General features: G+C 60.7%; 18 protein-coding genes. 4 read left to right on the forward strand and 14 right to left on the reverse strand.

Features of this window, described 5'->3' with window-relative positions:
• Positions 1-108: 108 nt before the first annotated feature.
• From AACU78_RS14565 to minC, 4 genes are all read right to left on the reverse strand, one after another.
• Positions 109-744, reverse strand: a complete 636-nt coding sequence (locus AACU78_RS14565) for an RluA family pseudouridine synthase (protein WP_106576508.1) — start codon at positions 742-744, stop codon at positions 109-111.
• Between the two features lie 96 nt (positions 745-840).
• A complete protein-coding gene (gene minE, locus AACU78_RS14570; protein ID WP_003175252.1) occupies positions 841-1,095 on the reverse strand; it encodes a cell division topological specificity factor MinE in 255 nt (84 codons plus the stop codon).
• Between the two features lie 3 nt (positions 1,096-1,098).
• Positions 1,099-1,911 carry a septum site-determining protein MinD gene (gene minD, locus AACU78_RS14575; RefSeq protein WP_003175251.1) on the reverse strand — a complete coding sequence of 271 codons (813 nt, stop codon included), beginning with the start codon at positions 1,909-1,911 and terminating at the stop codon, positions 1,099-1,101.
• Between the two features lie 199 nt (positions 1,912-2,110).
• On the reverse strand, positions 2,111-2,848 hold the full coding sequence (minC, locus tag AACU78_RS14580; RefSeq protein WP_106576509.1) for a septum site-determining protein MinC: 738 nt from the start codon (positions 2,846-2,848) through the stop codon (positions 2,111-2,113).
• Between the two features lie 117 nt (positions 2,849-2,965).
• Here minC and AACU78_RS14585 point away from each other — a divergent pair, with 117 nt between their 5' ends.
• Together AACU78_RS14585 and AACU78_RS14590 are read left to right on the forward strand one after the other, a co-directional pair.
• Complete coding sequence (locus AACU78_RS14585; protein ID WP_106576510.1) at positions 2,966-3,901, forward strand: lipid A biosynthesis lauroyl acyltransferase; 936 nt, start codon at positions 2,966-2,968, stop codon at positions 3,899-3,901.
• Between the two features lie 28 nt (positions 3,902-3,929).
• Positions 3,930-5,078 (forward strand): patatin-like phospholipase family protein, encoded by a 1,149-nt coding sequence (locus AACU78_RS14590; RefSeq protein ID WP_106576511.1) that lies wholly within the window; start codon positions 3,930-3,932, stop codon positions 5,076-5,078.
• A gap of 110 nt (positions 5,079-5,188) precedes the next feature.
• On the opposite strand, the gene AACU78_RS14595 is transcribed toward AACU78_RS14590, so the two are convergent.
• From AACU78_RS14595 to puuE, 7 genes are all read right to left on the reverse strand, one after another.
• Positions 5,189-5,974: an outer membrane protein OmpK gene (locus AACU78_RS14595; RefSeq protein ID WP_106576512.1), complete on the reverse strand. Its 786-nt coding sequence runs from the start codon at positions 5,972-5,974 to the stop codon at positions 5,189-5,191.
• Positions 5,975-6,418: 444 nt separating this feature from the next.
• A complete protein-coding gene (locus AACU78_RS14600) occupies positions 6,419-7,762 on the reverse strand; it encodes a nucleobase:cation symporter-2 family protein (protein ID WP_106576513.1) in 1,344 nt (447 codons plus the stop codon).
• 194 nt (positions 7,763-7,956) lie between these two features.
• Positions 7,957-9,258, reverse strand: coding sequence for a urate hydroxylase PuuD (locus AACU78_RS14605; RefSeq protein ID WP_106576514.1), 1,302 nt, complete (start codon positions 9,256-9,258; stop codon positions 7,957-7,959).
• A gap of 50 nt (positions 9,259-9,308) precedes the next feature.
• Positions 9,309-9,812, reverse strand: coding sequence for an ureidoglycolate lyase (locus AACU78_RS14610; RefSeq protein ID WP_106576515.1), 504 nt, complete (start codon positions 9,810-9,812; stop codon positions 9,309-9,311).
• Positions 9,813-9,938: 126 nt separating this feature from the next.
• On the reverse strand, positions 9,939-10,934 hold the full coding sequence (gene alc / locus AACU78_RS14615; RefSeq protein WP_106576516.1) for an allantoicase: 996 nt from the start codon (positions 10,932-10,934) through the stop codon (positions 9,939-9,941).
• 78 nt (positions 10,935-11,012) lie between these two features.
• On the reverse strand, positions 11,013-11,528 hold the full coding sequence (gene uraD, locus AACU78_RS14620) for a 2-oxo-4-hydroxy-4-carboxy-5-ureidoimidazoline decarboxylase (RefSeq protein WP_106576517.1): 516 nt from the start codon (positions 11,526-11,528) through the stop codon (positions 11,013-11,015).
• The gene (puuE, locus tag AACU78_RS14625; protein ID WP_106576518.1) at positions 11,525-12,451 is read right to left on the reverse strand and encodes an allantoinase PuuE; all 927 of its coding nucleotides are present in this window, start codon (positions 12,449-12,451) and stop codon (positions 11,525-11,527) included. Before puuE ends, uraD begins: the two co-directional genes overlap by 4 nt.
• Positions 12,452-12,839: 388 nt before the next feature.
• Here puuE and uraH point away from each other — a divergent pair, with 388 nt between their 5' ends.
• Both uraH and AACU78_RS14635 read left to right on the forward strand, forming a co-directional pair.
• Positions 12,840-13,193 (forward strand): hydroxyisourate hydrolase, encoded by a 354-nt coding sequence (uraH, locus tag AACU78_RS14630; protein WP_106576519.1) that lies wholly within the window; start codon positions 12,840-12,842, stop codon positions 13,191-13,193.
• A gap of 151 nt (positions 13,194-13,344) precedes the next feature.
• The gene (locus tag AACU78_RS14635) at positions 13,345-18,621 is read left to right on the forward strand and encodes a dermonecrotic toxin domain-containing protein (protein ID WP_106576520.1); all 5,277 of its coding nucleotides are present in this window, start codon (positions 13,345-13,347) and stop codon (positions 18,619-18,621) included.
• Here AACU78_RS14635 and AACU78_RS14640 read toward each other — a convergent pair.
• The 3 genes from AACU78_RS14640 to AACU78_RS14650 form a co-directional block, all read right to left on the reverse strand.
• A complete protein-coding gene (locus AACU78_RS14640) occupies positions 18,596-19,237 on the reverse strand; it encodes a LysE family translocator (protein ID WP_106576521.1) in 642 nt (213 codons plus the stop codon). The two genes, AACU78_RS14635 and AACU78_RS14640, sit on opposite strands and share 26 nt — an antisense overlap.
• A 67-nt stretch (positions 19,238-19,304) precedes the next feature.
• Complete coding sequence (locus AACU78_RS14645) at positions 19,305-20,651, reverse strand: NCS2 family permease (protein WP_106576522.1); 1,347 nt, start codon at positions 20,649-20,651, stop codon at positions 19,305-19,307.
• Between the two features lie 187 nt (positions 20,652-20,838).
• A complete protein-coding gene (locus AACU78_RS14650; protein WP_106576523.1) occupies positions 20,839-21,273 on the reverse strand; it encodes a MarR family winged helix-turn-helix transcriptional regulator in 435 nt (144 codons plus the stop codon).
• Positions 21,274-21,302: the final 29 nt, after the last annotated feature.

The following is a 21,302-nucleotide window of genomic DNA, read 5'->3' on the forward strand; positions in this document are numbered from 1 at the left end:
AATAGCTCCAGACAGCAATGCGCGGAGTTTACCGTTCGATGGCGAGAACTGCACATAACAAATGTGGGAGCGAGCAAGCCCGCTCCCACATTTAATGCATTGCCAACTTTAGAACGGTGCAGGGCACTCGAAGCGCAAACGCTCGCCACTTTGCGGATGGGTAAAGCTCAGCATGCTCGCGTGCAGGCACAGGCGTGGCCAGGCGGCCAGCGCTTGTTCGTGGGCGTACAGGCCATCACCGAGCAGTGGATGCCCGATCGACAGCATGTGCACGCGCAACTGATGCGAACGCCCGGTGATCGGCGTCAGCTCGACGCGGCACCAGTCGCCGCAACGCTCCAATACCTTCCAGAAGGTCAGCGCGTGTTTACCGAACTCGTGGTCGACCACGTGGCGTGGCTTGGTCGGCGGGTCGTAGCGCAGGGGCAGGTCGATGCTGCCGCTGTCCAGTGCCGGCTGGCCCCACGCCAGGGCGGTGTAGGCCTTTTCGGTTTCGCGGTCGTGAAACTGGCGCGACAGTTCGCGGTGGCTATCGGCGTCCCGCGCGAGCAGGATGATCCCCGAGGTTTCCCAGTCCAGGCGATGGACAATACGGGCTTCGGGGTAGCCGTTTTCCTGCAGTCGGGTGATCAGGCAGTCCTTGTTGTCATCGGCACGGCCGGGCACCGAGAGCAGCAGGGTCGGCTTGTTCACCACCAGGACAGCGTCGTCCTGGTGCAGGATATGGATAGTGGACAGCGGCATTAAACAGCCTCGTAACAAACGCCAACGGCGGCTCGCCCACCCGGCTCCCCAACAGGGATCAAGGTGACCGAGCCGCCGTGGCGGCCGCCTGTTCGATTAACGATCAGGCAGGGTGATATTGAGTTCCAGAATCGAGCAGCTGCCGTCGTTTTCCAGGGCGACATGCACGTCATCGTTGCCGATATTGACGTACTTGCGGATCACCTCGACCAGTTCCTTCTGCAAGGCTGGCAGGTAGTCCGGGGTGCTGCGTTGGCCGCGTTCGTGCGCCACGATGATCTGTAGACGCTCTTTCGCTACCGACGCGGTACTTGGCTTTTTGTTGGCGCGAAAGAAGTCGAGAAATTTCATTGTTTAGTTGCCTCCAAAGATACGCTCGAAGAATCCCTTCTTCTTAACATCGAGGAAGCGATGTTCCACGGTCTTGCCCAGCAAGCGATCAACGGCATCGCTGTACGCCTGGCCGGCGTCGCTCTGGTCGTCAAGAATCACCGGAACGCCCTGGTTGGAAGCCTTCAGGACGGCCTGGGATTCCGGGATCACGCCCAGCAGGGTCACTGCGAGGATTTCCTTCACGTCTTCAACGCCAAGCATTTCGCCGTTACTGACGCGCTCAGGGTTGTAGCGGGTGAGCAGCAAGTGCTCCTTGATCGGGTCCTGGCCTTCTTCGGCGCGCTTGGACTTGCTGGCCAACAGGCCCAGCATGCGGTCCGAGTCACGTACCGAGGAGACTTCCGGGTTGGTCACCACGATGGCTTCATCGGCGAAGTACATCGCCAGGTGAGCACCGGTTTCGATACCGGCCGGCGAGTCACATACCACGTATTCGAAAGTTTCTTTGAGTTCGGCGAGTACTTTGCCTACGCCTTCTTTGGTCAGCGCGTCTTTGTCGCGGGTCTGGCTGGCGGCCAGTACGTACAGGTTCTCAAGGCGCTTGTCCTTGATCAAAGCCTGTTGCAGGTTGGCTTCGCCGTTCACCACGTTGACGAAGTCGTACACCACGCGGCGTTCGCAGCCCATGATCAGGTCGAGGTTACGCAAACCGACGTCGAAGTCGACGATGACTGTCTTGTGGCCGCGCAGAGCGAGGCCGGTACCGATAGCGGCGCTGGTGGTGGTCTTACCCACACCACCCTTGCCGGATGTAACCACGAGAATCTTGGCCAAGGTGTTTCACCCCTAAGGAAAAAGGACTTTTCAGCCCCTGAAAAACATCTCTTGGAACTCGCTGCAGGCGGACAGCCTTTGTAGGAAAAGATGTGGTTTCCCAAGGGGAAACGCCAACTTCGAATATTCCTACGCAAATCTTGCCGGTTTCGCTGTGCTATCAGAGTCTAGAGATGCTTGGAAAATGCGGCAGTATCCGTTAAAGACGGATGATGTTCAACACATCGCCCGACAGGCTGACTTGTACCCCGGCCCCCCACAGCGGATCACGGCGCAAATCTTCTGAAACCTTGTACTGACCTGCGATGGACACTAGCTCAGCGGTCAACTGCTGGCAAAAAATACGCGCCTTGGTATCACCCTTGATGCCGGCGAGGGCACGTCCGCGCATCGGGCCGTATACATGGATGTTGCCATCGGCGAGAAGTTCCGCGCCCGGACTGACAGGCGCGATCACCACCAGGTCGCCGCCCTGGGCGTAAATCTGCTGCCCGCCGCGTACGGGAGAGGTGATGATCTTTGTAGGCTTGACGGTGGGCTCCGGCGGTTTCTCCGGTTTTTTCTTCACTTCACCTTCGCTCGGGTCCAGCGGTCGCTCGCGGGCACCCGACGGCGGCAGTACTGGCAGTTCAATAGCGATTGCCGCAGCGATGTCTTCAATACGGCTGGCGCGAATCGCCAGGGTGCGCAAACCATGCGAGCGGCAAACGCGCATCAGCCCGGGCAAATCAATCGCGCCCTGGCCGGCCGGGAGTTTGTCCAGGGCCAATACCAGCGGGGCATTGTTGAAGAAGTTCGGCGCCAGGGCGACCTTGGCGGCCAGTTGGCGGTCCAGGGCATCGAGGTCATTGCGGGCCAGTTCCAGCACGGTGATGGCGAGCATGCTGCCTTTCAGCTGGAACACGGGATCTTGGTCTAGCGGTTCGGTTTGGCTCATGGTCGGCAAAAGCGGCTTGTCACGAAAAGTGTCGAGACTTATAACGAGAACATCCACGGGCCGCAAGCCGAGTCGAACGTTGTAGAATGCGCGGCCCTGTCTTTACCGGAATCTGTAATGGATCGCCCGCGTTTTCGAGCTGTATTTTTTCACCCGCGTTTTTGGCTGCTATGGCTGGGGCTCGGCCTGCTGTGGCTGATCACCCAGTTGCCATACCGCGCGTTGTTGACCATTGGTCGTTTATTAGGCGCGGGCATGTACCGCGTGGCTGGCGAACGCCGCCGCATCGCCGCGCGCAACCTGGAACTGTGCTTTCCGGAAAAATCCGCCAAAGAGCGCAAGAAGCTGCTCAAGGAAAATTTCGCCTCCACCGGCATCGCGTTTTTCGAGATGGCCATGAGCTGGTGGTGGTCACGTCAGCGCCTGGCACGCCTGGCCCATGTCGAAGGGCTGGAGCACCTCAAGCAGGCGCAGCTGGATGGCAAGGGTGTGATTCTTATGGCTCTGCACTTCACCACGTTGGAAATCGGCGCGGCGCTGCTCGGCCAGAAACACACCATCGATGGCATGTACCGCGAGCACGGCAACCCGCTGTTCGACTTCGTCCAGCGCCGTGGCCGCGAGCGGCATAACCTCGATTCCCTGGCGGTAGAACGCGAAGACGTGCGCGGCATGCTCAAGTTGCTGCGCGCCGGCCGCGCCATCTGGTACGCACCCGACCAGGACTACGGCGCCAAGCAAAGTATCTTTGTGCCGCTGTTCGGCATTCAGGCCGCCACCGTCACCGCCACCAGCAAATTTGCCCGCCTGGGCAAGGCGCTGGTGGTGCCGTTCACCCAGGAACGCCTGGCCGATGGCAGTGGTTACCGCCTGGTGATCCACCCGCCGTTGACCGACTTCCCGGGCGAAACCGATGAAATCGACTGCCTGCGCATCAACCAGTGGGTCGAGGCGTCGGTTCGCGAATGCCCTGAGCAATACCTGTGGACCCATCGGCGCTTCAAGAGCCGGCCACCGGGTGAACCCAAGCTGTACGAAAAACGCCGTCGATAACGCTTTCTGCCCCACATGGAGTGATGCAATGCGCCCAACTGAACCGGTCACAGGCTTGATTCTTTCCGGCGGCGGGGCGCGAGCGGCGTATCAGGTGGGGGTTCTGGCAGCGATTGCCGAATTGCTGCCGCCAGGGGCGCCCAATCCCTTTCCGGTGATCGTCGGCACGTCAGCAGGGGCGATCAATGCGGTGAGTCTTGCCAGCGGCGCGACTGATTTCACCGCTGCCATCGAGCGCCTCACGGCCTTCTGGCAGGGCTTTCGCAGCCATCGGGTGCTGCGCAGCGACTGGCCCGGGGTTATCCGCCAGGCCAGTCGTTTCTTGATCCACAGCTTGCTCGGCCTGGGGGCTCAGGTGCCGGTCGCGTTGCTCGACAGCACGCCGTTGCGCGCATTGCTCAAAGACAAACTGCACCTGGACGGCATCGATGCGGCCATCCGTAACAACCACCTGCGCGCGGTCGCGGTCACGGCTTTCGGCTATGAGTCCGGGCAGGCAGTGACGTTCTATCAGGGCGGCGGCACTATCGATGCGTGGCTGCGCCATCGGCGTATCGGCATACCCACCCAACTCACGGTTGAACACTTGCTGGCCAGTTCGGCGATCCCTTTGCTGTTTGCTCCGGTCAAACTCGATCAGGAGTATTTCGGCGATGGCGCGGTGCGCCAATCCGCGCCGATCAGCCCGGCCTTGCACCTGGGCGCCAGTCGGGTGCTGGTGGTGGGCGTGAGTGGCAATCCGCGCGGCAATGAGCCTTCCACGCAACGCACCTACACCGGCCAGGAACCCACCCTGGCGCAGATCGGTGGGCACATGCTCAACAGCACGTTCATTGACAGCCTGGAGAGCGATATCGAATTGCTCGAGCGTCTGAACCAGTTCAGCCACGTGTTGCCGGTGGATGCGGCGATCCAGGGCCTGGCCCCGGTGGAGGTGTTGGTGATTGCGCCGAGCCAGCCGATCGACGAGATCGCCGCGCGGCATCGCCAGGAATTGCCGGCGGCGTTGCGCCTGTTCCTGCGCGGGCCGGGCGCGACCAAAACCAGCGGGGCAGGGGTGCTGAGTTACCTGTTGTTCGAGGCGGGGTATTGCAGCGAGTTGATCGAGTTGGGCAGGAAGGATGCGTTGGCCAAGCGCGCGGAACTGTCGAGGTTCTTGGGCCTGTCGCCGATCTAAAAATGTGGGAGCTGGCTTGCCTGCGATAGCGGTATATCTGTGCCAAATGTAGTGGCTGACACATCGCTATCGCAGGCAAGCCAGCTCCCACAGGGGATCGCAGTCAACCTTTAGAAATGGTACTTGACCAGGAAGCTTGCGGTGTCCTGGTTGGTCTTGAACGCGCCGGAATCTTCAATCCCGTACTTGTTCTTCCAGTAGTCGTATTCAAAACCCACATACAACTGTTTCTCGCCCCAGTGCAGCGCCTTGCCCAGGTCGTATTTAACCTGCGGGTTGAAGTGCAGGTTGGCGTGGTAAGTGCCACGGGCGTTCTTGTCGTTGTCCACGACCCAGTCCATGAAGCCGTCGATCAACACGTTGGAGTTGCCCACTGGAAGGGTGTACGACCAGACCGGGGTGATCTGCCAGACGCCATCACCCGGGCGATTGCCTTCGGTTTGACGTTGATAGAAGTTCAACTGGAGGTAGTCGAAACCCGGGATGTTCAAGTCAAAACCCGGGCCCAACAGGTACGACTCGTTATCGCCTTCGCCGAACTCGTAAGTGAAGGCCAGCAACACATCTTTGATCGGGCCGAATGACAAATCCTTGTCGAAAATCTTGCCGAACGACAAACGCGGGCTGAACTCGCCGTAGTAGGTACTTGGGCCGACGTTGCCGTCTTCCTTGCCGTTGTAAAAGATGCGGTCGACGAACAAGAAGTTGTCGCCGTACTTCCAGGCATCGGCATGTTCAAACGTGACGGTCTGCTGAATCTGCGGGTTGACGGTGAAGTTCTTGCCCCATAGATACGTCAGGCTGTTGTTTTGCCACTGCAACAGATCGCCCGCCACGGCTTGGCCACCGGCCAGCAGGGATCCTGCCAGCATCAGGCCTTTCAACATAGGTTTCATTCGGTTGCTCCCGAGTCAAAGTTTTATGGTTGTTTTTCTACGCAGGCGCTCTGGTGTGGCGCCTTTTGGTTCGCTGCAAAAATCGTCTGTCTGGTCAGCTTTAATGCTTTTAGCAAGAGCTGCGCCAAGGTGTTTAAAAAGCCAAAAAATCCCCGTCGGCTGCAGAAACTGCAGTCGAATTCCGGGGACTTTTGCGCACTTTGGCAGCCACTGCGGGGCCGGGATAAGTTGGCCCTGCAGTCAGCTTTTACATTCGCTGTTTTTTTTTGAGTCGATTCGAGCGGGCGCGGAGAATACTGGCTCCCAGGCCTTGGCTCAAGTGCGCTGTTAGAGAGCGCGTGGGGCAAGAATAGGGCGCGGCGTGTGGCCGGCCCTGGGTGGATGGCGTGCATGTGCGTCGTTCCTGTTGTTTATTATTTTTGTTGTTTTTAAAAACAGGTGGAATCAATGCGTGTGGGCGACAACGGGGCGTTCAGCACCTCCCAGAATGTTGAACAGTACATTCAGCGACAGCGCGCTGAGGGTGGCCATGGCAATTCCGCTGTGGGTAATCGGGCTCATCCATAAGGGCAATTGCGCGAAGAACTCCGGACGCACCACCGGGATCAGGCCCATGCCGATACTCACCGCCACCAGCAACTGGTTACGCCGGTCGGTGATATCGGCTTCCTGCAGGATTTTGATCCCGGTCGCCGCGACCATGCCGAACATGGCAATTGCCGCGCCGCCGAGGACCGCCGGTGGAATCGAGGCCACCAGAAAGGCGGCTTTGGGCAACAGGCTGAGCACAATCAAAAACGCGCCGGCCATGATCGTCACCGAGCGGCAACGCACGCCCGTCATCTGCACCAGGCCAATGTTCTGCGCGAACGAGGAATGGGTAAACGTATTGAAGAAGCCGGCAAAAAACGAGGCGCCGGCATCACACAGCAGGCCACGGCGCAGCATTTTTGGGGTGACGTCCTGACCGGTGATTTTGCCCAGGGCGAGGAACATGCCGGTGGACTCGACAAAGATGATGACCACCACCAGGCACATCGACAGGATTGGCGCCAGCTCGAACCGGGGCATGCCGAAATGCAACGGCGTCACCACCTGCACCCACGGCGCCTGGGCCAGGCCGCTGAGGTCAACCATGCCGATCATGCCGCACAGGCCATAGCCGAGCGCCATGCCGATCAGCACCGAGATGTTCACCCAGAAGCCGCGCATGAAACGGTTGATCAGCAGGATGGTGCCCAATACCAGCGCGGCAATCGCCAGGTAGACCGGCGAGCCGAACGTGGCGGCGGCGCTGCCTCCGCCGGCCCAGTTCACGGCCACTGGAAACAGCGACAGGCCGATGGCGGTGATCACGGTGCCGGTCACCAACGGCGGGAAAAAACGCACCACCTTGGACATGAACGGCGCGATCAACAGGCCGAAGAACCCGGCGGCAATGGTTGCGCCGAAGATCCCCTGCAAGCCGATACCGGGCATGCCCGCCATCGCCACCATGCTGCCGACGGCGGCAAAACTGGCGCCCATCATCACCGGCATGCGGATGCCCACCGGGCCGATGCCGAACGACTGCACCAAGGTGGCGATACCGGCAACCAGCAGGTCGGCGTTGATCAGAAAGGCGATTTCTTCACGGCTCAAACCGGCGGCTTGGCCAATGATCAGGGGCACGGCGACGGCGCCGCCGTACATCAGCAAGACGTGTTGCAGGCCTACCAGAATCAGTTGCAAGAGGGGCAGCCGCACCATGGCGGGCGCGGCAGGAGTCTGCGGTTCTAACTGGGACATGCAACACCTCGAATCTTTTTATTTTTGTGTTGTTTGGCATTCAATTGCCATTTGGAACGCGATCGGTAAATCGGCGCAAATCCCCTGTGGGAGCGGGCTTGCTCGCGAAAGCGGTGTGTCATTCAACTCATCAGTGACTGAACGATCGCATTCGCGAGCAAGCCCGCTCCCCCATTTGGATGTGCATCAGGCTGTCAGTTTGTGCGCGCCCCCTGATTGATCCAGGTGCCGATCAGGTCGCGCTCCTGCTGAGTCATCTGGGTGATGTTGCCCAGCGGCATGATCTGGCTGGTGACGGCTTGCGCCTGAATGCGCGGGGCCAATTGCTGGATCTGCTGCGGCGTATCAAACATCACGCCCGCCGGCGCGGTACTGAACAAGGGGCTGGTCGGCTTGGCCGAATGGCACACGGCGCAGCGTTCCTGAATCACCCCATGCACCTTGTCAAAATCAATCGATGCCTGGGCCGGTGCTGCTTCGGCGGGGGCCGGTGCGGGTGCCGCTGGCGCAGCCGGTTTGAGCCCGCCACCCAGTGCCGTTTCCGGCAGCGGCTGGTACTCGATGGCAGCCGGAGCCTTGGCCACCTCCGGAGCAGTCGACACCGGTTTCGGGCCGGTCACGTACGCCAGGCAAATCATCGCCAATGCGCCCACCGGCAAGGTCCACGCGTACTTCTGGCTGTTGTGACGGGTGTTGAAGTAGTGCCGCACCAACACCGCCGCCACCGCGATACCTGCGAGGATCAGCCAGTTGTATTGGCTGCCGTAGGTGCTCGGGAAGTGGTTGCTGATCATGATGAACAGCACCGGCAAGGTGAAGTAGTTGTTGTGCCGTGAGCGCAGCAACCCCTTGGCCGGCAGGGCCGGGTCCGGCGTGCGGTTCTCGGCAATCGCCGCCACCAGCGCACGCTGGGCCGGCATGATGATGCGGAACACGTTGCCGACCATGATGGTGCCGATCACGGCGCCCACGTGCAGGTACGCACCACGGCCGCTGAACACTTTGCTGAAGCCGTACGCAGCGCCAATCAACAGCACGAACAGGATCAGGCCGAGCAGGGCAGGGCGCTTGCCCAGGGCCGAGTCGCACAGAAAGGAGTAGATGAACCAGCCGGCCAGCAGCGAGCCGAGGCCCAGCAACACACCTTCCGGACCGCTGAGGCTGCTGCCCGGGGCCAGCAGGTACAAGGTCGGGTTGGCGTAGAACACCACGCACAGCAGCGCGATGCCGGACATCCAGGTGAAATAGGCTTCCCATTTGAACCAGTGCAGGTTGTCCGGCATGGTCGGCGGGGCCAGTTTGTATTTTTCCAGGTGGTAGATACCGCCACCGTGGATCGCCCACAAGTCACCGGCGAGGCCGTCCTTGGGGTTGACGCGATTGAGGTTGTTTTCCAGCCAGACGAAGTAGAACGAAGCGCCGATCCAGGCGACGCCGGTGATCATGTGAACCCAGCGCACGCTCAGGTTCAGCCATTCCATCAAATGTGCTTCCACAGTCTTTACCTCTCGCCTGTCACTCTGTTGTCGAGTGATCAGACCTTCTCTTATTGGTGGGGGGCGAGGATCAACCGCTCATCCTCTTTGAAAAAATGCTCATCGCAGTTATTGCCGGTGCCACTGCGATCAACCACCAGGAAGTCATCCCGCTTTTCGATCGTCAGCACCGGGTGGTGCCAGACGCCGCGATGGTAATTAATGCCCTGCCTGCCGTTGGTGACGAAGGCGCGGACCAAGCCCGATACAGGTGCATCGCCAAGTGGCGCGACCACGATCAGAAAAGGGTTGCCGAGCAGCGGAATGAAAGCCTGGCTGCCCAGCGGGTGTCTCTCCAGCATGCACACGGTCAGCGGCATGTCCTGCGCGTCGGCGCGGAAGATGCTGATGATCGCGTTGTCTTCAGGCTGCGCGGTTTCTACCGTTGCCAGCTTGTGAAAGCGCATGGTCGACCCGTTGTTGATCATGAAGTGATCGCTGCCATCGGTTTCGATAACGTCTCCGAAAGGGGCGAAGGCTTCTTTGGTCAGGGGTTCGATCACTAGTGTGCGCATGGCTGTCTTCTTATCCGGATTCTGTGTTGTGTGTTCTGGCGCCTTCGCGAGCAAGCCCGCTCCCACCTGTTGATGTGCGAATACATTCAAATGTGGGAGCAGGCTTGCCTGCGATGGGCTCACCGCTTATTTAGCTACTTTGCCCAAAACCCGCAGGCGGCTCACACCACCATCCGGGAACACATTCAGGCGAATGTGAGTGATCGGGCCCAGCGCCTTGATCTGCTCGGCGAAGGTGTGTTCAGCGTGCATTTCCAGTTTCTGCGCCGGCAGCAGTTCGCGCCAGAACAGCGATTGGGTTTCGATCTGGCTGTCGGTGCCGCCCTTCACGAACGCGCCCTGGATAGAGCATGTGTCCGGGTAGTTGCCCTTGAAGTGCAGGGTGTCGACGATGATTTTTTCGATCTCGCCCGGGTGACCCAGCGCGACGATCACCCAGTCATTGCCTGGCGTGCGACGACGTGCGGTTTCCCAGCCATCGCCCATGTTGATGCCACGTCCAGGGTTGAGGATGTTGCTCATGCGGCCGAAGTGTTCATCGGAGCAGGCCAGCGCACGACCACCGTTCAAGGCAGCGGCCAGGTCGACGTGTTCGTTGTCGCCCACCGACGACCAGTCGCGGAACGGCACGCCGTAGACGCGCAGACGGGCTACGCCGCCATCCGGGTAGATGTTGAAGCGCAGGTGGCTGAACGCTTTGTCGTTGTTGATTTCGTGGTAGTGGTGGCTGTTGCCTTGCAGCTCGACGGCCGACAGCACTTCCACCCACTGAGTGTTTTCATCAGGATCGCCCGAGGCCAGGAAGCACGCCTCCAGGGACGCCGACGGCGGGAAGTTGCCGGTGAAGAATGAAGTGTCGATGTCCACGCCTTTGATCGAGCCGGGCACGCCCAGGCGGATCACCGCGCTGTCGTAGCCTTCGAAGCGCTTGCGGCGCGACTCCCAGCCGTCCATCCACTTGCCGTTGTCATCGAAAACGCCCTCCTTCCACACAGCCGGGGTCGGCTGGAACAGGCGGTTGGCGTCAGCGAACCAGTCATCGGTCACCGAAAGGATCTTGGTGCCCAGACGGGCGTCGGCCAAGTTGACGAACTTCTCGAAAGGTACGGCGTAAGCTTTCATTCTTCTTGTCTGCCTTAAATAGAGTGGCTTGGGATGCTCGCCAGGCCCTGGGCGTCATGAGCGCTCGGGCCAGGTCTGCTAAAGGGTCAGTAATCGGAACAACGCGATTTTGTTGATCTCGGCCAGGGCGCATTTGAACTCGGCGTCCACCGAGTTGTGAATGCGCGTTTCGAACGCGGCGAGGATCTGGTGCCGGTTGCTGCCTTTTACCGCCATGATGAAGGGAAACTTGAACTTGGCCTTGTAGGCATCGTTCAGCTCGGTGAAGCGAGAAAACTCCTCGCTCGAGCATTGGTGAATACCGGCGCCAGCCTGTTCATGGGTGCTGGCTTCGGTCAGTTGGCCCTGGACGGCAGCTTTGCCGGCCAGGTCCGGGTGAGCGTTGATCAGGGCCAACTGGCTGGCATGATCGGCGCTCAACAGGATGTCGCTCATGCGCTGGTGCAGGGTTTCGATCTGGTCGATCGACGCGTCCTGGCCCAGGTCGAAGGCCTTTTCGGCCACCCATGGCGAATGTTCGTAGATGTCGGCGAAGGCTGTCACGAATGCCTCGCGGCTCAGGCTCGACGGTTTCAAGGTCTGGAACGCAGTCATTTCGCCGCTCCCGTGTACGGGTGGGTGTCGTGCCAGTGGCGGGCAATGTCGACGCGGCGGGTGAACCAGACGTGCTCATGGCCCTTGGCGTATTCGAGAAACCGCTTGAGGGCGGCGAGGCGCGCCGGGCGGCCGATCAGGCGGCAATGCAGGCCGATGGAAAGCATTTTCGGTGCGTCGGCGCCTTCGGCATACAGCACGTCGAAGGCATCCTTGAGGTACTCGAAAAAGTCATCGCCCTTGTTGAAACCCTGCACCTGGGTGAAGCGCATGTCGTTGGTGTCCAGGGTGTAGGGGATCACCAGGTGCGGCTTGCCGGTGGGGTTGTTGGGTTCCCAGTAGGGCAGGTCGTCATCATAGGTGTCGCAGTCGTACAGAAAGCCGCCTTCCTCCATCACCAGCCGCCGGGTGTTGGGGCCGGTGCGTCCGGTGTACCAGCCCAATGGGCGCTCGCCGGTCAGCTCGGTGAGGATGCGGATGGCTTCGAGCATGTGCTCGCGCTCCTGGGCCTCGTCCATGTACTGGTAGTCGATCCAGCGATAGCCGTGGCTGCAGATCTCATGGCCGGCGGCGACCATCGCGCGGATCACATCCGGGTGGCGCTGGGCGGCCATGGCCACGGCGAAGATGGTCAGCGGGATGTCGAATTCTTTGAACAATTTGAGGATGCGCCACACGCCGGCACGGCTGCCGTATTCATACAGCGACTCCATGCTCATGTTGCGCTCGCCTTGCAGCGGCTGGGCCGAGACCATCTCCGAAAGGAAGGCCTCGGACTCTTTGTCGCCGTGCAAAATGTTGCGCTCACCGCCTTCTTCGTAATTGAGTACGAAAGACAGCGCGATGCGTGCCTTGCCCGGCCAGTGGGGGTGAGGAGGGTTACTGCCGTAACCGATCAGGTCGCGTGGGTAGTCAGCGCTCACTGCAGTCTTCCTTCTTGTTCGTCGTAGTAGCGATGAGTGATTGTATACAACTTATCGCCGACTTTGTAAGCCCGAATTTCTGCATTTTTTCTGAACGGCCTGCGTTCAAGCTACTGCAAGAAACCTGCCTGACTGGTCAGCTAAACGCTAAAAAGATTTTCTCGGATGCGCAGCGGTGGGCGCTGGCTGGCCGGCGATCGTCTGAATTGGTTTTATCGGCTGCAACGCTGTGGTCGGCGAGCCGGCGGCAGCGAGGCGCGGGATATTTGTTGAATTTATTGTGTACAATTTTTTTAGAAAGTGTCTTAATCAGCCGTCACCGGCTTTTTCACTGCCCTGAAAAAGTGCGGATCACTTTTCTACTGCCTACGGGAGGCGCAAAGACGCCATGGGACGCTTGACCACACACGTTTTGGACGCCGCACATGGCTGCCCCGGCAGCGCAATCAAGGTCGAACTGTACCGCGTCGAGGGCGCGCAGCTGGAACTGGTCGCCACCGCCGTGACCAACAGCGACGGCCGTTGCGACGCGCCTTTGCTGCAAGGTGACGATTACCGCAGCGGTGTGTACCAGGTGCAATTCAGCGCCGGCGATTATTACCGGGCCCGCGGTGTGCAGCTTCCCGAGCCGGCTTTCCTGGATGTGGTGGTGCTGCGTTTTGGCATCAGCGCCGAACAGGACCATTACCATGTGCCCCTGCTGATTTCGCCTTACAGCTACTCCACCTATCGCGGTAGCTGAGCGTCACCTCGCTTCACACCCCCAAAGCTCTTCGTTGGTTTTTCGCCCGCCCACACTGCGGGCTTTTTTTTGCCTGTTGCGCGTTCAACTATCTAGCCCCTCTGAATGTCGGTGATGCCTAGGCTGGCGTTTTCCTCAGAAGAAAACACAAATGGCCTCGTCCCCAGATCACCCAGGCGTTTTGCCCTCTTTCAGTTCCGTGCCCGAAGACGTTGACGCTGTCGCCGCCGCCGAAGCCCAATTGCAGGCCATTCGAGATCAACTGACCCGGCGGATCAACCGATTTACCCATCCCAGCCGTCTGATCAATCAGCTCGCTCTTGCCGATTGGCGCTTAAGCGAATCGGTGCGCGCACTGGCACAGCTGATAGGGCGCTCGCCCAAAATCCTGCGCGTGGTCCGTGCTCAACTGCGCAAAGCATTTGAGATTGAACCGGACACTCTGCTGTTTACCGAGCCCAAGCGCCCGGGCGCACCGCAGATCATCAACAGCTTGACCGAGCGGGCCTTATCCCTGCTGGCGCGGCCCTCGGTGCCTATCAATGTCAATCAATTCACCACGCTCAGCATAAAAGGGCAGCCAAGCCGTCGGTTGCCCTATACCCCTTTGCAAGCGTTGCAGCGAGTCATCGCGATGCGCCTTTTTGAGCGCCTGGCGCAGGCGGCAGACCACTATTGGGACACATTGGCGCAAGGCTCCTGGCTCACACGCCGCGAGCGCTGGGTTGAGCTGCACGCAGAACTGTTCGCTGACCGGGCCTTCATGGCGCGGCAACTGGATGAGCTATCACCGGCGGGCATGCGCCTGGTGCAGGCGGTGATCGATGCCCCGACCGCGCCTGCACGCCAACGTGCAGGCGGGGATTGGGCCAGCGTACGGGTAGGGCAACTGATGTGGCCCGGCACGCCTGCGGTGGTAATCCCTGGCGTATTGCACCTTTATCGTGAGGGTGATCCCGCACAGTCGCCGCAGGTGGTGTACCTGCCGGGTGTGGCGCGCACGTTCTACGAGTACCCGTCTTTCGCCGCCCTGCAGGAGGGCCTGTTGCGGTTGGACCGTGCGCAGTTGCATGTCCTCTGGCAATGCTTGGCGTCAGGTCGTCGTACGGGGTTATGCCAGCCCGCGCAGTTGTCTGCGGCGAGCGGTTTTGTGCGCGGCCTGGAAGTGCTCGACGATGCGTTGGCGCTGGGCGCGCAAGCGTTGTTGCGCGGGCAATGGAACAACGAATTGGCGTGTGCCGTGAGGATCGATCCCCCCTTTGTTTTATCGGCACAACCGCCTCGGCCGGTGGCTGTGGCAGCGTTACTCGCGCAGGTGGAAGGGGAGCGAAAACAATGGGTCGGCAGCACCCGGCTTGGCGCTCTTGCCGAGCCGTTACTCAAATGGGACCAGCAACGACGCAGCGCGGAAATAATTTTTGCCAGTACCTCACCCGGCTTGGCCTTGCGCACCGCGCAGCAGCAGGTCAAGCGTTACGAAAAAGGTCTGCTGGCCTTGCTGGATCCGTATGAACCTGGCACCGAGACCCTCGCTTATCAGCAATTCATGACGCTGAAGGGGCAGCTCGCGGTGCATGCCCAGGCGCTGAATTCGTTGCTGCAGGGTGCAGAGCACCGACTGCTCGACCTGAAGTTCTGGGCCGCGCGCCCCGGCGGCGCGCAGACGCCCAGGCGTGCCTGGTTGTTCATGCATGCTCAAACCGAGGCGCTGCGCTGCGAGGTTCAGGTGCAACACCGTCTCAAGCTGCTGGGCACCGCCCACCGCGACCTAATGATCGACGTGCTGGACCCGCCTCCGCCCTCGGCGCGCCCGGGCAATCAAACCCAGGTGCTTTCAATCGCCGTGGGCAGTGAGCCCGATGCTTTTTATCCACTGCATAATGTGTGGCTGGTGACCACAGCGGCCGCGCTGAGGGTGCCGACCCGTCAGCTCCCCGTGGTGCTCTACGCCTTTGGGGAAGAGGGCGGGGTACTCGGTTTTGCCGGGCTGGAGGCCTTGACCCGAAGCGTCAAGGCGAGCCTCGGCAGCCGGGACGGCTCGGTGCTGTGGCGCTGTGTCGAGCATGACAAGCGCAGCGATTTGCGCGCACATGCGCTGCGTGAAACCTTGGCTGTGCGCTACGTTCCCATCGACGGCAAGCCTGCACTGGCGGCGTTGAAAAAATTGCTGGGTTGCTACGATCGCCTGCACAAAAGCACTGAAGACATCACGCGTATTTTCAGCGAAGTGACGGAGGTCGGGTTCAGTCGCGCGCTGCTGCTGGCGGCGCTGGCGCAACAGCTCAAGGTGCCGGCCAATAATGCCCTGAGCCAGGCCCAGGCGAACATCGAATTACTGCGCAAGGCCGCATCTGACGCGCAAAAATTGCCGGCGGGGTGGGTGGGCGCCACGCGTGCCCAGCGCAAAGACTTCAAACGTTCGCAGCGTCTTTACCTCAGCAGTGCGTTGGCCTTCCAGACGCGGCTTGAGCAGCACCTGCCCGATTTGGACACGTTTGCCCGCCGTGCCTTGACCGCCCGTTTGCAGCAGGACGGTGTCCCTGCGTCGTGGCTGATCGACCAGCCTTTTATTGAAATGCCTGACGATGTTCATGGCCGCTTTTGTGGATGGGCAAGCGGCTGCACGGTCGGCAATCGCGGCATTGTCCTCACTGCCACCTCGACGCGTACCTCCTTCAGTCTGCTGCAATTGGCGCTGCACAACCTCGACCCACTGGCACCCTGGACGCAATGGCGATTGAACCGCGCCCGCTTTCTGCAACCTGAATGGCGACACCGGCTCAATGCCGGCTATTTGATCCAGATGGTCGCTTCGCTGGACATCGGCGGGCAGTACGACGCATTGATCAACCGTGCTTTTTATCCGCCTGCCGGCACCGACCGCGCGCTCAGCGAAGGACGCATCCCGCCCTTATTGAATCGCGCGTTGCACGCAGGCGTTGACCATCACCTGTTCCTGGCGCGGCAAGGCGGGCTGTCGGCGAACGCGCAAAGTGTGTTTAGCACCGCCATGGCGGCCCGCATGCCGCCAGACTTGCTGAAAAACCAGCATGAGTTGCAACTGCACGTGGTGCATCTGGTGGGCCATACGATGCAGCACGACCGCTATGTCGCAGGCATTGTGGTGGTGCAGGACCAGCGCTCCGAATGTTGCGTGGTCTACTGGCCCGATGCCCCGCAAGCCTGGGTCCTCACCGAGTACAGCGACCTGCAACAGGCCCAAGCCGCATTGAACCGTGTCGGCGCATCGGCGGATAACGCCAAAGTGCTCGCGCGACAGGTCGCACCTGGCTGGGCATTTGAGGCAATCACCCATCATCCGGACCGCGCCGATAGCCCAGGCCACCTGTTCAGCACACTTGATCTGCCGCCTGCATTTTTTATGGTGAAGGGGATTTGGCGGGGGCTCGGCTTTATTCGCTCCTTCAGCATCAAGCATCTGGAGCCGACGGCGTTGCTGGAGGAGATTGAAGCCCAGGCCCGTGAGCAGATTGCCAGTGACCCGCAGGGCTGGCTGGCGATTGTCGCCACCTCTCACAGCGACGCTCGCGCATTGCTCTACCACGCCAGCGTGCTTGACCTGCAGCGCCGCACGCAAGCCGCCAGCCATTCTGGCAAGGCGCTGCAGGCTTATCGGGCCCGTCGCCTTGGTGAGCAAAGCGAGACACGTACGCGGGCGCTGGTGGGTTTTTTCTGCCCGCTGTACGGGATCTTTAATCAATTCCATGAGCTGCTGCTTATGGCGCGGCGCTATCACCGCTTTGGCGACGCCCACGCTGCGGTCGATGTGGGCTTTATGAGCACGTTTCTGGCGATCGATGTGTTGCTTAACTTTATTCCCGGCCCCAATAGGATGCCGGTGGCGGCGGCCCGAATGGTGCGGCCGGCCACGCGGGCAGTGCTGGGGCGTATCCATCGGCTGCGCATGACGGCCCGCGGACTTGAGCGCCTGGCGCCGCCACCGGTGGCTCAACTCAAGGGGCTGGAGCGTTTCAAGATCAACGGTGTGCCTCAAGGGACCGTGGCATTGAAAGGTGTTGGTGAAAAAGGCGTGTATGTACTGGATGGCGAGCTGTTCGTGGCGGACGACTCACACCATTACCCGCTTTACCGGCGTGGCAACGAACACGCGTTGCGCCTGAAAAACCGGCAGGCGCCAGGGCAAGACGAACTGATTGTGCACGTGCACCAGCCCAGGGAATGGTTACTGGGTGCGGATGCGCCTCAGCCGGTGGCGGGGTCGAGCTCAACGGTGCTCAGCCCGTGGCGTGCGCCCGTGCAGGCGCCACCGGACTGGCAGCCACCCACGGTGCGCGCCGCCACGCAAAACCGCATTTATCGGTCACCGGCGCCCAACCCCTATTGGTTCGAGTGGCGTGTTCAGGATGCGACGGGGCACGTGTCCGGCCTCTCGGCGTTCGGCACGTTTCATGTGCACAGGGAGCCGCCGGGCTTTCCCTACGACGCGGTCTACATCGGGCCCCAATATGACAGCCTCGCCGCATCGGGGGCGGGGTATTACAGGGTGCTTCATCAGGGCGACAATGCGCCCTGGAATGGCATCGCGTTCATCACCCGCAATGAGCCGCTGGTTTCGCTGGCCCGTGTTGATATTGAACGTTGGACCAGCACTGCGATGGGCGAACAGCCCATTCCTGTATCACGCAGCGTATCGGGTGAGTGGCAGGTGCATGCCCCATTGTTTGACCGGCCGCTGGAGCAGTCAGTGGGGCAGGCGTTTCCCAGCATGACCCGCCGCAGCCAGACATTGGCCGCCGCAAGGCTGATTGAACTGACCGACTCTTCGCGCTCGGCGACGGCCACGCACCTGCTCAATATCCGCTCGACGCTGGACAATTGGCTGGTTTCGACCCCCAACGGGCCGGGTCAGACCGATGATTTACTGAGAATGTTACGGCCCACTGAAAGGACGGGCAGGTCGCTGCACATCGGTTACGAAGGCAAGGCCCCGGGCTTCACGCGGGTCGACTTTCGGGCCGCGGGGTTGGACGCTGCGTTGCAATCCGGCGGTCGTGAGGTCAAGCCTCAGCGAATCTTGGCGCAGCGCGCCGCAGTCAAGCGCGCGCTGGAGCAGCAGGGGTTCAACGTGCAGGAGCTGCAACTCAGGCACGGGCGCAAGCCGACGCATGAGTTGATCGCGACCCATCCTTCCTCGCCTTCGAACACGCTGTACTACGTGTCCATCCACTGGATCGAGAAAGGCTCGGTGAGGCTGGAAACCAGGCTGACGGACCGTTGGTTTGACGCCGCAATCAACGCACATCCCCGGTCGGTTGCCTTGATGGGCGTCAAGAGCGCCATGAACGAAAATCGCCTGGCTCGGATCGTTGCCGGCATTCAGTGGCCCACCACGCCGGCGGCCCGCCCGAGCGTCTACTTTGTCAAAGTGAGCCCGTCCTCGCCTTGATCAGCGACACCATGCCAGCGGCGCCGAACAGTGCGGCGCTGACGCGGTTGAACCAGCTCTGGCCACTGCCGCTGCGCAGGTAGCGCGCTGCCCCATGGGCGCCCAGGCCGTAGGCCAGCTTGCACAGCAAGTCGAGTACGGTCCAGGTGGCAATCATGATCAGCAATTGCGGCAGGAACGCGTGCTCGCTGCTGAGAAACTGCGGCAAGAAGGCGGCAAAGAACAGGATGTCCTTGGGGTTGCTGGCGCCCAGCACAAATGCGCGACCGAACAAGGCGCGAAAACGCGGTGCGGCCACGGCCTGGGGCACCACGGCGCCCTGGGCCGGTTGGCGCGATTGCTGCCAGCTCTGCCAGGCGAGGTAAAACAGGTACAGCGCACCGACAACCTTCAGGGCGCTGAACAACTGCTCCGAGGCCAACAGCAACGCACCCAGCCCCAATGCCGAGGCACTCAACAGGCAGATCGAGGCGAACACGCCGCCCAGAAACGCCGGGTAGGAACGGCGCAGGCCGTAGTTCAGGCTGTTGCTGATCATCAACAGCGAAAGCGGGCCGGGGATCAGGATCACGATCAATGCAGCGCCACTGAACAGCAGCCAGGTTTCCAGGGTCATTTGCAGTCCTCCATTCGTACAAAAGCCCCACCCGAAGGTGAGGCGGTTTTCGGCCGTTTCCTGCGAACTACAGGAAGATAAACTTCGCGATGAAAATCGCGCACAGCACCCACAGGCTGATGGAAATCTCGCGGTACTTGCCGGTGCCGGCCTTGAGCGCCACATACGTGATGAAGCCCAGTGCGATACCGTCGGCAACCGAGAACGTCAGCGGCATCATGATCGCGGTCACGATGGCGGGGATGCTGTCGGTGGCTTCGTCCCAATTGATATGGGCCATGCTCGCCATCATCAGCATGGCGACGTAAATCAGCGCACCGGCGGTGGCATAGGCGGGAATCATGCCCGCCAAGGGCGCGAAAAACATTGCCGCCACAAACAGCACGCCCACGGTCACGGCGGTCAACCCGGTGCGACCGCCCGCGGCCACACCGGCAGCACTTTCCACATAGCTGGTCACCGGCGGCACGCCGACCATGGCGCCAAATACGCTGGAGGCACTGTCGGCCTTCAGCGCGCGGGACAGGTTATGAATCTTGCCATCGGCGCCCACCAGCCCGGCGCGTTGCGCAACGCCCATCAGTGTACCGGCAGTGTCGAACATGTGTACAAAAAGAAATGCAAACACGACGCTGATCATGCTGACATTGAATACACCTTTGACGTCCATGGCCATCCAGGTCGGCGCCAGGCTGGGCGGGGTGGAGAGGATGCCGTTGTAGTGCACCAGGTCCAGGCCCCAACCGGCCAGGGTGACCGCGATGATGCTGATGAGGATTGCGCCGAACACCCGGTGGTAGCTGAGGATCGCGATCAGCAAAAAGCACACCGCCGCCAGCAGTGGCGCGGGCTGGTGCAGCGACCCCAGCTTGATCAGCGTGGCCGGGCTGTCGACGATGATGCCGGCGGTTTTCAGGCCGATCACCCCCAGAAACAGACCGACGCCGGCGCCCATGGCGTGGCGCAGGCTGACGGGAATACTGTTGAGCAGCCACTCACGCACACGGGACAGGGTCAGGCCCATGAACAACACCCCGGAAACAAACACCGCGCCCAGCGCCGTTTCCCAGTGATAGCCCATGGTGCCGACCACGGTGTAGGTGAAAAACGCGTTCAAACCCATGCCCGGCGCCAGCCCCACGGGCCAGTTGGCGTAAAGGCCCATCAACAGGCAACCGAGCGCAGCGGCGATGCACGTGGCGACAAACGCCGCACCGTGGTCGATGCCGGCATCGGCCATGATGTTCGGGTTGACGAAGATGATGTAGGCCATGGTGATGAACGTGGTGAGGCCGGCGATCAGTTCGGTCTTCACTGTGGTGCCATGCAAACGCAGTTTGAACAGGCGTTCGAGCCAGCCGCCGTGCGGCGGGGAGAGGTCCAGCGTTGGGGCTTCGGATTTGCGGCTTTCCACAGCGAGTACTCCTCAAGAGTTTTATTGTTATTTCCAGCGCCGGTCACAGGTGTGGGCAACAGCGCTTTGAGGTACTGGCGGGTTTTGTTGACCAACAGGTCAGGAACTCGCACGAAGCGAATTATGCTTTTGTATACAAATAAAGCAAATAATGTTTTCGGTTGTGTGTGCGAAACAAGATGAAAGGCTAATTCGCGGCACTCAGCGCCTGATTCACCGCCAGCCATCCCGCCACAGCGTCTTCGCCGGCTTCGCTGAAGGCGCGCTGCAACAATTTCACCTGTTCACGGCGCAAGGACTGCTCGAAGCGCTGGCCTTCCTCGCTCAATTCCAACAGGCGTTTACGCTTGTCAGCCTCGGAGGCCACGCTGTTTACCAAGTGCATTTCCTGCAGCTGTCGCAACGGCATGTTCAACGCCTGCTTGCTCACGCCGAGCAACTCCAGCAGTTGCTTCACGCTCAAGGCAGGGTAGCGCGCGATAAAAAACACGATGCGCTGGTGCACACGGCTCAAGCCTCGGCGCTCGAGCATCTCGTCGGCCTTGGCGGTAAAAGCCTGGTAGCCGAAAAAGAACGCTTCCATGGCTTGTTGCTGGCTGTTCTGGGTTTTAAGGTCAAGCATATTGACGTATCTACTCAAGTCGTCGTAAT

Origin of the sequence: Pseudomonas sp. R9.37 (assembly GCF_963878885.1) — a bacterium.
Classification (GTDB): domain Bacteria; phylum Pseudomonadota; class Gammaproteobacteria; order Pseudomonadales; family Pseudomonadaceae; genus Aquipseudomonas.

Excerpts from the sequence above, each read along its gene's own strand:
- minC (WP_106576509.1), bottom strand. The coding sequence starts at position 2,848 with ATGAGCCAAACCGAACCGCTAGACCAAGATCCCGTGTTCCAGCTGAAA.
- AACU78_RS14610 (WP_106576515.1), bottom strand. The coding sequence starts at position 9,812 with ATGCGCACACTAGTGATCGAACCCCTGACCAAAGAAGCCTTCGCCCCT.
- alc (WP_106576516.1), bottom strand. The coding sequence starts at position 10,934 with ATGAAAGCTTACGCCGTACCTTTCGAGAAGTTCGTCAACTTGGCCGAC.
- AACU78_RS14640 (WP_106576521.1), bottom strand. The coding sequence starts at position 19,237 with ATGACCCTGGAAACCTGGCTGCTGTTCAGTGGCGCTGCATTGATCGTG.
- AACU78_RS14595 (WP_106576512.1), bottom strand. The coding sequence starts at position 5,974 with ATGAAACCTATGTTGAAAGGCCTGATGCTGGCAGGATCCCTGCTGGCC.
- AACU78_RS14585 (WP_106576510.1), top strand. The coding sequence starts at position 2,966 with ATGGATCGCCCGCGTTTTCGAGCTGTATTTTTTCACCCGCGTTTTTGG.
- AACU78_RS14650 (WP_106576523.1), bottom strand. The coding sequence starts at position 21,273 with ATGCTTGACCTTAAAACCCAGAACAGCCAGCAACAAGCCATGGAAGCG.
- AACU78_RS14600 (WP_106576513.1), bottom strand. The coding sequence starts at position 7,762 with ATGTCCCAGTTAGAACCGCAGACTCCTGCCGCGCCCGCCATGGTGCGG.
- minE (WP_003175252.1), bottom strand. The coding sequence starts at position 1,095 with ATGAAATTTCTCGACTTCTTTCGCGCCAACAAAAAGCCAAGTACCGCG.
- uraD (WP_106576517.1), bottom strand. The coding sequence starts at position 11,528 with ATGACTGCGTTCCAGACCTTGAAACCGTCGAGCCTGAGCCGCGAGGCA.
- AACU78_RS14635 (WP_106576520.1), top strand. The coding sequence starts at position 13,345 with ATGGCCTCGTCCCCAGATCACCCAGGCGTTTTGCCCTCTTTCAGTTCC.
- AACU78_RS14565 (WP_106576508.1), bottom strand. The coding sequence starts at position 744 with ATGCCGCTGTCCACTATCCATATCCTGCACCAGGACGACGCTGTCCTG.
- uraH (WP_106576519.1), top strand. The coding sequence starts at position 12,840 with ATGGGACGCTTGACCACACACGTTTTGGACGCCGCACATGGCTGCCCC.
- AACU78_RS14590 (WP_106576511.1), top strand. The coding sequence starts at position 3,930 with ATGCGCCCAACTGAACCGGTCACAGGCTTGATTCTTTCCGGCGGCGGG.